This window comes from Pseudomonas sp. HMSC065H01, assembly GCF_001815235.1.
GTDB classification, from domain to species: Bacteria; Pseudomonadota; Gammaproteobacteria; order Pseudomonadales; family Pseudomonadaceae; genus Pseudomonas; species Pseudomonas aeruginosa.
This window is the reverse complement of the sequence record NZ_KV819937.1, coordinates 455,985-464,225: the sequence shown is the minus strand read 5'-3', so window position 1 is coordinate 464,225 and position 8,241 is coordinate 455,985. Positions and strand designations below refer to the sequence as shown.

The 8,241-nt window shown below is 69.2% G+C and carries 8 protein-coding genes and 1 pseudogene; 3 read left to right on the top strand and 6 right to left on the bottom strand.

Going from position 1 to position 8,241, the window contains the following annotated elements:
- Positions 1 to 90, top strand: a pseudogene (locus HMPREF3014_RS35275) (hypothetical protein); the annotation flags it as partial.
- Positions 91 to 203: 113 nt separating this feature from the next.
- On the opposite strand, the gene HMPREF3014_RS31585 reads toward HMPREF3014_RS35275, so the two are convergent.
- From HMPREF3014_RS31585 to HMPREF3014_RS31575, 3 genes are read right to left on the bottom strand one after another with little or no spacing between them, the layout of a single operon-like run.
- On the bottom strand, positions 204 to 971 hold the full coding sequence (locus tag HMPREF3014_RS31585; protein ID WP_003099511.1) for a molybdopterin-binding protein: 768 nt from the start codon (positions 969 to 971) through the stop codon (positions 204 to 206).
- Positions 968 to 1,582, bottom strand: coding sequence for a cytochrome b/b6 domain-containing protein (locus HMPREF3014_RS31580; protein WP_003095511.1), 615 nt, complete (start codon positions 1,580 to 1,582; stop codon positions 968 to 970). The genes HMPREF3014_RS31585 and HMPREF3014_RS31580 overlap by 4 nt, the downstream gene beginning before the upstream one ends.
- Positions 1,583 to 1,635: 53 nt before the next feature.
- Positions 1,636 to 2,259 carry a hypothetical protein gene (locus HMPREF3014_RS31575; protein WP_003116116.1) on the bottom strand — a complete coding sequence of 208 codons (624 nt, stop codon included), beginning with the start codon at positions 2,257 to 2,259 and terminating at the stop codon, positions 1,636 to 1,638.
- Positions 2,260 to 2,396: 137 nt separating this feature from the next.
- On the opposite strand from HMPREF3014_RS31575, the gene HMPREF3014_RS31570 reads away from it, so the two are divergent.
- Positions 2,397 to 3,086 (top strand): heavy metal response regulator transcription factor, encoded by a 690-nt coding sequence (locus HMPREF3014_RS31570; RefSeq protein WP_003095515.1) that lies wholly within the window; start codon positions 2,397 to 2,399, stop codon positions 3,084 to 3,086.
- A complete protein-coding gene (locus tag HMPREF3014_RS31565; protein WP_003099516.1) occupies positions 3,065 to 4,456 on the top strand; it encodes a sensor histidine kinase in 1,392 nt (463 codons plus the stop codon). Before HMPREF3014_RS31570 ends, HMPREF3014_RS31565 begins: the two co-directional genes overlap by 22 nt.
- Here the strand turns inward: HMPREF3014_RS31565 and HMPREF3014_RS31560 are convergent.
- From HMPREF3014_RS31560 to HMPREF3014_RS31550, 3 genes are all read right to left on the bottom strand, one after another.
- Positions 4,447 to 5,763, bottom strand: a complete 1,317-nt coding sequence (locus HMPREF3014_RS31560) for an MFS transporter (RefSeq protein ID WP_003095519.1) — start codon at positions 5,761 to 5,763, stop codon at positions 4,447 to 4,449. The two genes, HMPREF3014_RS31565 and HMPREF3014_RS31560, sit on opposite strands and share 10 nt — an antisense overlap.
- Before the next feature lie 219 nt (positions 5,764 to 5,982).
- On the bottom strand, positions 5,983 to 7,095 hold the full coding sequence (desB, locus tag HMPREF3014_RS31555; RefSeq protein WP_004352579.1) for a fatty acid desaturase DesB: 1,113 nt from the start codon (positions 7,093 to 7,095) through the stop codon (positions 5,983 to 5,985).
- A complete protein-coding gene (locus HMPREF3014_RS31550) occupies positions 7,092 to 8,192 on the bottom strand; it encodes a ferredoxin reductase (protein WP_003123551.1) in 1,101 nt (366 codons plus the stop codon). The genes desB and HMPREF3014_RS31550 overlap by 4 nt, the downstream gene beginning before the upstream one ends.
- Between the last annotated feature and the right edge of the window lie 49 nt (positions 8,193 to 8,241).

Here is an 8,241-nt window from a genome sequence, read left to right as displayed (position 1 = left end):
GCCGAAGCCCGCCTGGCCGACAACGGCAGCGAACAGACCGTGGACCGCCTGCATCGCAGCATGAGCCGTTTCGACCTGCGCACCGCCTGACCGCTCGCTACGCCGCAAGGCGCGAGAAAAGCCCGGCTCGATGCCGGGCTTTCCTATTTTCCCATCCCTGTCGCGCTGGGCGCATGGCCCGAGGCAAGCCGCACTCTCCCGCCTCAGACTCCGCTGAACCAGTTGTAGCCCTGGTCCTCCCAGTAACCTCCGGGATTGCTGTTGCTGACGAAGATCTCCACCACGTGCTTGGCGTTCTTGAAGCCGAGCTTGGTGGGAATCCGCAGGCGCAGCGGATAGCCGTTCTCCTCCGGCAGCGCCTGCCCGGACATCTCCAGCGCCAGCAGGGTCTGCGGATGCAGCGCGCTGGGCATGTCGAGGCTGGAGTAGTAGCGGTCGGCGCACTTGAAGCCAACGTACTTCGCCGAGGTGTCGGCGCCGACCAGCTCCAGAAAGGTGCGCAGCGGCACTCCGCTCCACTGGCCGATCGCGCTCCAGCCCTCGATGCAGATCAGTTGCGTGACCTGGCTGGCCTGCGGCAGCCGGCGCAGTTGCTCCAGGCTCCAGGGGCGCTTGTCGCGGACCCGCCCGGAAACCTGCAGGCGGTATTCCGGCAGGTCGATCTCCGGCACGTTGTAGGCCGGGTAGAACGCGTTGAAGGGGAACGGCGAGGCCACCTGCGACGGATCGAAGGTCGGCGCCAGCCGCGTACGGCTGAACAGCCAGGCCTGGACCCGGTCGTTCCAGCGCGACATGGCCCAGAGTACCTTGTCGACCGAATCGCCATCCTGTAGCCGGCACCCCGAGAGCATCGCCAGGGCGCCCAGGGACAGGCCGCCGCGCAACAGCAGGCGGCGTTGCAAATCGACCATCTGCCGCTCGCTGGACGGGTCGACCGCGATCTTCGCGCGCTTCTTCTCCGGCCCCTTCATCCTTCGCTCCTCCGTCCGCGCCGCCACTCGCGTCCGATGATCATCGGCAGCAGGGTGCGCGGCACCAACAGCACCAGCAGCAGGTGCACGACGACGAACCCGACGACCCCGGCCATGGCCAGGAAATGCACCCAGCGCGCACCCTGGAAGCCACCGAACAGCGCGGTCAGCCCGTGCAGTTGCACCGGTTTCCAGATCGCCAGCCCGGACAGCACCAGCAGCGCACCGAGCGCCAGGACCAGCCAGTACAGCAGGCGCTGCACCGCGTTGTAGCGGCCCGGCTCATGGACCAGGCGCAGGCCGAGGGCGAGGCGCAGGTCGCGCCAGACGCCGGCCGCGCTCAAAGGCAGGAAGTCGCGACGAAAATGCCCGCTGGACAGTCCGTAGGCGAGGTAGCACAGGCCGTTGCCGAGCAGCAGCCACATGGCGGCGAGATGCCAGGCGATGGAACCGCCGAGCCAGCCGCCGAGGGTCGCCCAGGCGGGAAAACGGAAATCCAGCAGCGGCGAAGCGTTGTAGATGCCCCAGCCGCTGCCGATCAGGCAGGCCATGGCATAGGCATTGAGCCAGTGGCAGAGTCTCACCGGCCAGGCGTGCAACGCACGGTTCATGGCTTTTCTCCCAGGAAACCCGGCCGGGACGGACGCGCCGTCCCGGCGAAACCTCACATCGGCGGGGTCACGCCGTCCTTGCCGACCGAGATGGCCAGGGCGGTGAGGCTGCCGTCGGCGCCCTTCTGCGGGAACAGCACGACCTTGGCGCCAGGCTTGAGCAGGCTGCGCTCGCCCGGCTCCAGGCTGACGATGGGCACGTCGTCCGGCACCACCACGGTCTTCTCGCCATCGCCGTATTTCACGGTCATGCGCCGGCCCTGGCTGACCACCAGGTTGCCGACCGTACCGTTGGTCATGGTCGAGGCGCTGCCATCGGCGTTCTCCCAGGGCCGGTGGCCTTCGCCGCTGCCGCGCAGGCTGGGGGCGAAGACATGCACCTCGAGGGCCTTCAGGGTGCCGTCGGGCTGCGGCACGGCGGCGGTGCCGATGAAGCTGTCGGGCTGGATGTCCTCCGGCTTCGCCAGCGACACGGCGCGGATCGCGGTCTTGTCGGTGAGTCTGACCGTCAGTTGCTGGCCGTTGCGGGCCTTCAGTTGCAGGTGGTCGTCGGCGGCCTGCTGGATGGTGCCGCGCAGCGGCTGCAGCATGCCCGCAGGCGGTTGCGCGGCGAAGCTGGCGGCACTGGCCAGGAGCAGGCCGAAGAACAGCGCGGGGGAAGCCTTGAGTCGAAGCATCGGTCGATCCTCGGTGGGGTTGAGCCTCGATGGTCGCCCCGCCGGCGGTACCCGGAGATGACTTTCGCATGACAAAAATGTCACCGAATCCGCGCCGCGCGCTGGCTAGAATGGCGGCGAACGAGGGGGAACGAGACATGCGCATCCTGGTGATCGAAGACGATACGAAGACCGGCGAGTACCTGAAGAAGGGCCTCGGCGAGTCGGGCTATGCGGTCGACTGGTCGCAGCACGGCGCCGACGGTCTCTACCTGGCGCTGGAGAACCGCTACGACCTGGTGGTCCTCGACGTGATGCTGCCCGGCCTGGACGGTTGGCAGATCATGGAAGTGCTGCGCAAGAAGCACGATGTGCCGGTGCTCTTCCTCACCGCCCGCGACCAGCTGCAAGACCGTATCCGCGGCCTCGAACTGGGTGCCGACGACTACCTGGTGAAACCCTTCTCCTTCACCGAGTTGCTGCTGCGTATCCGTACCCTGCTGCGCCGCGGCGTGGTCCGCGAAGCAGAGCAGGTGCAACTGGCCGATCTGCAGCTGGACGTGCTGCGGCGCAAGGTCAGCCGCCAGGGGCAGGTGATCGCCCTGACCAACAAGGAGTTCGCCCTCCTGCACCTGCTGATGCGCCGCGAGGGCGAGGTGCTGTCGCGCACCCTGATCGCCTCGGAGGTCTGGGACATGAACTTCGACAGCGACACCAACGTCGTCGACGTGGCGATCAAGCGCCTGCGCGCCAAGGTCGACAATCCCTTCCCGAACAAGCTGATCCATACCGTGCGCGGCATCGGTTACGTCTGCGAGGAGCGCCCGTGCCCGCCCGCCGCTCCCTGACCCTCTACGCGGCGCTGCTGTTCGCCGCGGTGGCGGCGCTGGTGGTCAGCGCGGTCGGCTTCTACCTGTACCGCTCGGTGGAAGAGGCGATGCTGCGGCGCAGCGACGTGATGGTCGCCGGCCGGGTCGAGCACTTCCGCAACCTGCTGCGCGACAACCTCACCCTGGCCGAGCTGAAGGCGCGCCCGCGTCTGTTCGAGAACATGCTCGGCAACGAGCAGGACATCCTGCTCCTCGGTCAGCCCGGCGAGGCGCCGATCGTCGCGGTCAACCCGCGCCACGAACGCCTGCCGTCGCTACGGGTGGTCGCCGCCGGCCAGGCGTTGAATCCGTCCGTCGTGCACGCCGCGCTGACCCACGACGGCATCCCGATGCGCGTGCTCGCCGCCGAGGTCCTGGTCGGCGGCCGCGAGCCGTTGCAGATCACCGCCGCACACCTGCTGCTGGGCGAGACGCGGATGCTCGCCCAGTACCGCGACCGGGTCATCGCCGCCGTGCTGCTGGCGTTCCTTGGCACCGCCCTGCTCGGCTGGCTGGTCCTGCGCCACGGCCTGCGCCCGCTGCGCACGCTGGCGGCGAAGGCGGCGGAGATCCATCCGACCAGCCTGGATACCCGCCTCGACGTCGCCGCCGCGCCTGCCGAGTTGCAGCAGGTGGCACAGTCGTTCAACGCCATGCTCGAACGCCTAGACGACGGCTACCAGCGTCTGCAGCAGTTCTCCGCCGACCTCGCCCATGAGATCCGCACGCCCATCGGTTCGCTGATGGGCCACGGCCAGGTGGCCCTGCGCCAGCCGCGCAGCAACGAGGAGTACCAGGCGCTGATCGCCTCCAACCAGGAAGAGCTGGAGCGCATCGCGCGGATGGTCGAGAGCATCCTGTTCCTCGCTCGCGCCGACGACGTACGGGCAGCGGTGGAGCGCAGCCGCCTGGACCTGGGCGAAGAACTGCGGCGCCAGGCGGAGTATTTCGAAGGGCTGGCCGAGGAACGTGGGCTGAGCCTCGACGTCCAGGTCAGCGGCCAGCTACGCGCCGATCCGCAACTGTTCCGCCGGGCGCTGAGCAACCTGCTGGCCAACGCCATCCGCTACGCCAGCGCCGACAGCCTGATCGAAGTGCGCGGCCTGCGCCGCTCGGGGGAATTCCTGCTGAGCGTGGAGAACGCCTGCGACAGGCTGCCGGCCGAGCCGCTGTCGCGCCTGTTCGACCGCTTCTACCGTGGCGACGCCGCGCGCAGCGACGCCCAGTCCAGCGGTCTCGGCCTGGCCATCGTCCAGGCGATCATGCGCCTGCACGGCGGCCGCGCCGAAGCGAGTGCACCGGCTCCGGGACGCATCCGCTTCGACCTGGCGTTCCCGGCTCAGGACTGAGCGGGTTTCTCGCCGGCGTCCGGCTCGCCGTCGGAGCGGCCGATATTCGCCGGCGCCTCCACCACCAGCTCCTCCGGCACTTCCTCGACGCGCGGGTCGAGGGTGGCGGCCATCGGGCTGACCGTGTCCGGCATCGCCACGTGTTGCAGCGGCGCCTCGTCGACCCGGTGTTCGCCGGTGACGCGCTTGGGCTGCACCCAGAACACCAGCAGCACCGCGTAGCCGGACACCAGCATGTAGAACAGTCCCGGACCGAAGTGGCGCATCAGCGCGCCGGCCACCAGCGGACCGATACAGGCGCCGACCCCGTAGGTGGTCAGGAGCATCGCCGACAACGCGACCCGGCGCGGCTGCTCGACGTGGTCGTTGGCCAGCGCCACCGCCAGCGGATAAAGGGTGAACAGCAGCATGCCGGTAACGAACCCGTTGGCCAGCAGCAACCAGTACGGCAGCGTCACCAGCCCCCACATCGGGATCGAGGCCAGGCACAGCAGCACCGCATTGCCGCGGATCAGCCAACTGCGGTCGAGGCGGTCGGACAGCCAGCCCAGCGGCCACTGCGCACAGAAGCCGGCGACGATGCACATGCCGACGAAGAAACTCGATTGCGAGGCATCCAGGCCGTTGCGGTTGGCGTAGACCGGCGCCAGGCCGTAGAAGGCGCCGACCATCAGGCCGGCGATGAAGATGGTGCCCAGCGCCTGCGGCACGCGCTGCCAGAAGAAACGCACTTCCAGCGGCGCGGCGACCAGCTTGGCCGGGTGCACGCGCCGGGTCATGGCCAGCGGGATCAGGCACGAGGCGAAGCAGATGGCGACCAGCAGCAGCGGCTTGTAGTCGAGGGTCGGGCTCAGCGCCAGCAGGCCCTGGCCGAGCACCAGGCCAAGGTCGACGGCGACCATGTAGCCGGCGAACACCTTGCCGCGCTGGTGGCTCTCGGCCTGCTCGTTGAGCCAGCTCTCGATCACCATGTACTGGTTCATCATCACCGCGCCGGTGATGAAGCGCAGCAGCAGCCAGACTTCCAGCTGATCGACCAGGGCATGCAGCAGCACGGTCACGGTGGCAATCCCGGCGCAAGCCACGTAGGAACGGATATGGCCGAAGCTGGCGATCAGCTTGTGTCCGAATTTTCCACCGCAGACCAGGCCGAAATAGTAGGACGCCATCAGCCCGCCGACCCACAGGTCGCCTGCGCCTTCCTGGGTCAGGCGCAGGCCGATGTAGGTGGTGAACAGGCCGGAGCCGGCCAGCATGAGCAGGGTGGCGGTGTAGAGCGCGGGAAAGGTGACGAGCGGGCTGAACATGACGGTTCCTGGACGGACGGGCCCCACGGCCGGCATCCGCCGAGCATTGTTAGATTCGGGAAGGATCGACGCTGCTGGCCGATCGCGGGCGCAGGCCGTCCTGCGTTCGGCGAGACTCCGACGCCACGCGGCGGCCGGAAGCCACGTCGCGGTGCACAGGGCGGCATTATCCCCGCTCCGGAGCGGCCCCGCCACGGGCGCCGCGAGCGTTCCGTCGGCTCAGCCGCGCCCCGCCGGGAGGGGCTCGCGCGGCGGCAGCCGATATACCCAGATGCGCCGCAAGACAGTGAGGAATTGCCGTCCCAGGCGTCCGCTGTTGTAGGTCTGCCCGTAGCGCCGGGCGATTTCGCGGACCTCGCGGGACAACGCGGCGTAGCGACGCGCCGGCAGGTCCGGGTAGAGGTGGTGCTCGATCTGGTGGCTGAGGTTGCCGGTCAGGATGTGGAACAGCGGCCCGCCCTCCAGGTTGCTGGAGCCGCGCAACTGGCGCAGGTACCAGTGGCCACGGGTCTCTCCCTCCAGCACCGAGGGCGGGAAGACCACCGCCTTCTCGGTGAAGTGGCCGCAGAAGATCACCGTGAAGGTCCACAGGTTGCGCAGCACGTTGGCCAGCAGGTTACCGACGAACACCGCGCCGAAGCCGCCGGCGAACAGGCCGAGAAGCGGGAACAGCAGGTAGTCCTTGGTCCACTGGCGACCCAGCTTGGCACGCAGGCGGCGTAGCAGCGGCATGAGTTCGGCCTTGTCCAGGCGCCCCTTGGCGTACTTGTCCAGGCGCAGATGCTGGATCGCCACCGCGTACTGGAACAGCAGCGCCTGCAGCGTCACCCACAGCGGTTGCCAGCGGTAGAACGGCTTCCAGCGCTGCTCCGGGAACAGGCGCACGACCCCATAGCCGACGTCGTCGTCCTTGCCCAGCACGTTGGTGTAGGTGTGGTGGATATGGTTGTGGGTGTGCCGCCAGAAGTCGGACGGCCCGGCGATGTCCCACTCGTAGGCGCGGCCGGCGAATTCCGGATCGTTCATCCAGTCGTACTGGCCGTGCATGACGTTGTGGCCCAGCTCCATGTTCTCGAGGATCTTGCCCAGGCCGAGAAGCAGGCTGCCGAGCAGCCAGGTCGGCGGCAGCCAGCCGAACATCAGCAGCGCCCTGCCGCTCCAGCAGCAGACGCGCACCGCCGCGCGGACCCGGCGGATGTAGCGCGCGTCGTCCGCGCCGAGATCGGCCAGGGTACGCAGGTGCAGGGCATCGAGTTCGGCGCCGAAGGCCGCCAGTTGTTCCGGGGTCAGTTCGCGGTCGTCGCGCATCGCAGGGCTCGCAGGTCGGTTCACAGGTCCAGCGCCAGGTCGCCGTGGGCGGCGCTGACGCAGAGGCGGATAGGCTGGCCGGGCTCGCTGCACAGCGCGCCGCTGCGCAGGTCGCGCACGCAGCCGCTGAGCAGGACGCAGGTGCAACTGGCGCAGATGCCCTGGCGGCAACCGTGGGCCGGGCGCAGGCCGTGGGCCTCGGCCTGTTCCAGCAGGCTGGCGGCGCTGTCGCCGGAGACTTCCCGCTGCGACCGGGCGAAGCGCAGGCGCACTTCGCGCGGCGCCTCCCCGCTGCGCCAGCGCGGGACGCTGAAGGATTCCGTCTGCAAGCCGGCGAAGCGTGCCCCCAGTTGCTCGCCCACCGCCTCGACGAAAGCCGCCGGCCCGCAGGCCAGGGCCTGGCTGCGTGCCAGGTCGGCTGCCCAGCCGTCCAGGTGGCGCGGCTGGAAATGCCCCTCCAGGCAGCCATCGGCCCGCGCCCCGCGGGTCAGGCTCCAGCGCAACTCCAGGTTCGGGTGGCGCGCCGCCAGCGCCTCCAGCTCGCCGAGCCAGGCGCGCTGGCCGGGATGACGGACGTAGTGCAGCCACAGCACGGGACCGCGATAGCCGTTCTCCAGCGCCTCGCGGAGCAGGCCGAGCAAGGGCGTCAGGCCGCTGCCGGCGGCCAGCAGGCAGACCGCCTCGGCCTGCATCGGCCAGCGCAGATCGCCTTGCGCGGGTTGCAACTCGACACGCTGGCCGACCGCCAGGTGTTCGCACAACCAGGGCGAGAGCAGCCCGTCCGGGTGACGCTTGACGGCGATTTCCAGGCGCTCGCCGACCACCCGGGTCAGGCTGTAGCTGCGCCCGACCCGCACCCCGTCGCGCTCCGCCAGCAGCTGGATGTGCTGGCCCGGCCGCGCCGGCGGCCAGCCGGGGGCGGTACGCAGGGCCAGGGCGAGCATATCGTCGGCCACCCAGTAGCGTGCCTCGACCCGCGCATAGTGGCGGTTCAACGACGCCAGCGGATGGGCGTGGCGCAGCAGGCCGTCGACATCGGCCTCACGCAGCCAGCCACGGGCGGCGAGACGGCGCAGGGGTGCGAGCAAAGGGGTCAGGAGCGCGAGGGGAAGCAAGGCCATGGAAAATATTTCAGTGAACGATCGTTCACAAAACTTTGCCCGTTCCGCG